The sequence below is a fragment of the Psychrobacillus sp. genome (assembly GCF_056205495.1).
Genome location: NZ_JBAEAP010000220.1, coordinates 1 through 2,370, shown reverse-complemented (window position 1 = coordinate 2,370; position 2,370 = coordinate 1). Strand labels below are relative to the sequence as shown.

The window sequence follows — 2,370 nt, the reverse complement described above, 5'->3', positions numbered from 1 at the left end:
AGATGACTACAATAATTATACTGACGTACTTAGTAGTATAGTTGTACACGGGGTAAATGGAATTATTAATGAGCTTAAATAATTGCATGCTATAAGAGTTTATTGGGAAAAGCTGAAAAGTAGTTTAAATGAGAACATACAAAGAAACAACTAGCAGGTGATTATGGTCAAATACCATCATAATCAATCCTCCTTTTTCTTCCATATATTTTGAGATAAAGAGTTTTCAAGTTTAGAGCTTATAAAATAAAACCTTGATCAGCCAAAGCTTTTCAAGGTTTCTTTGTTCTAAATATGCATTTTTATTTGAAAATCTAATTGGATAGGGACTTCCTCTAAATTCTCTCTGCTTTCTTTTCAAAATACCAATGTAACCGATATTCACAAATCTCCTTTGTCCAATTAAATATGATCTCATTGACATAGTGACTTACATCAAAGTTTAAACCAAATTTTCCATCTACATATCGAATTTTCCCTTTTGAAGAATTGCTCCATTTGGTCATAGGCATGCGACCAATTAAGGAAGCTGCTTTTTTCAGGTCTGGTACAATGGAATCGATTTTTCTTCTATACTCCTTAGTGGTTAGATAATCAACGAAGTAGGGGGCAGCTGCCTCTGCAGTGACTGGCTCAAACCAGTGATTTACCCCACGGGATAACATGTAGCTTAAGAGGACCATCTTATAGCTCTTGGTCATAGCAGTCTTTTCTACTTCCTCTAGCCAATCCTTGTAAAGGTCATATGCCTCTAGTTCTTGCTCGGTTAATTCCTCTGCATCCTTTAGCAGACCTACATAGGAGGCAAATTCACTTTTTACATTAGTTGTTATAATGCCGGATTTCAAATGGTAGTCTAAGTATGAGGGACGAGTGCCTAGCTCCTCTTTTAAGCGAAAGTATTCATAAATCATTCGTTGCTTGTGGCTAGCAGCTTTTTTCTCCATTTCTTTAATAAGGTCAATGATCTCCGTTTCTAATTCGATAGAGCAATATTCAGGTATAGCAGCTTGTATTGTATACAAGTTTGGTTTATCCATTTGCTCTGCTGAAAAGATAGACAGCTTCGTGTCTGCATTCCTATAATTTCCTATTAAATCAATAATGACACAATGCGTTTTTCCGTCAGCAAGACGCAAGCCTCTACCAATCTGTTGCGTGAATACTGCAACAGATTCAGTGGGACGAATAAAAAGAAGAGTATCAACTGTGGGGATATCCACTCCCTCATTAAATAAGTCTACGGTAAAGATGATATCTAATAATCCATTCTCCAGTTCTTTCCTCGCATTTCTACGTTCCTCTCGAGGAGTAGCACCGCTTAAGGTAACTGAATTATATCCTGCTTCAGAAAAATAATTGCTTAAGAAATTAGCTTGTCTCACAGAAGAACAAAATCCAATCGTTTTACTTTGTTTACGGAGCTTCCAGGCCTCTAATATTTTCTTAGCCATTTCTTCACGTAATTGAAAGCGAGCTAATTCGTCCTCATCGTATCTATTTCCTAGCCACCTAATTTGCGTATAGTCCGTTTCGTCATAGACCCCATAATAATGGAAGGGAGCTAACCAGTCCTGCTCTATAGCATCAATAAATGGAATGCGAATGGCTACATTTCCATCACAAATACTGTATACATCCTTATTATCTAGTCGGTCTGGAGTAGCTGTGATACCTAATAAAAACTTGGGATTAAAATAATTGATAACCCGCTCATAGCTTGGAGCAGCTGCGTGATGAAATTCATCGACAACGACTAAATCAAAATCATTTGGGTTAAATTGATCGAGGTGATACTGCTGGGAAAGCGTATGAATAGAAGCAAAAATAAAATCTGCATGTACATTCTTTTCAACTGCGTTGTACATGCCAGCTGACTGGCTAGGGTGGACATGTAGAAAAGAGTTTTTTGCTTGGTTCAATATTTCCTCACGATGTGCAATGAAAAGTACCCGTTTGAATTGCTCTGCGAAAAAAGCAGCCAAATAGGTCTTGCCTAAACCAGTAGCTAGAACGACAAGAGCCTTGTCATAATCATCTTCTATTGTTTTCTTTAGCGCTTGCAGTGCCAATATCTGAGCTGGGCGAGGAGTAAGCTTACTTGGCCCAGTCGTGTATTCTTCTTTGGGATCAATAACCATCGACTCTCCATTAACTGTACCGAACATGATCTCCTGTTCCTCATTTGCTGACCAGGTATTACTAATCGCTAAATCCTTGTTCATTTTGTTATAGGCCTCTTGGTAGCCTGATAAAGTTTCTGTGTTTAAGGGAATGGTTGAGGCTGAATAAAAAAGCTTCATAAACTCATTTGTTGCTTCCTCAAAAACGGTTCCACTTACTACGGCAGGGGCGTAAAGATTCCATTCT

Annotated in this window: 1 protein-coding gene; it reads right to left on the bottom strand. The window is 38.0% G+C overall.

Annotated features, from left to right (window positions below):
- Positions 1-335 precede the first annotated feature (335 nt).
- Positions 336-2,370 (bottom strand): DEAD/DEAH box helicase (locus AC06OU_RS06325; protein WP_475854713.1); only part of this gene is annotated, 2,035 nt, incomplete at its 5' end.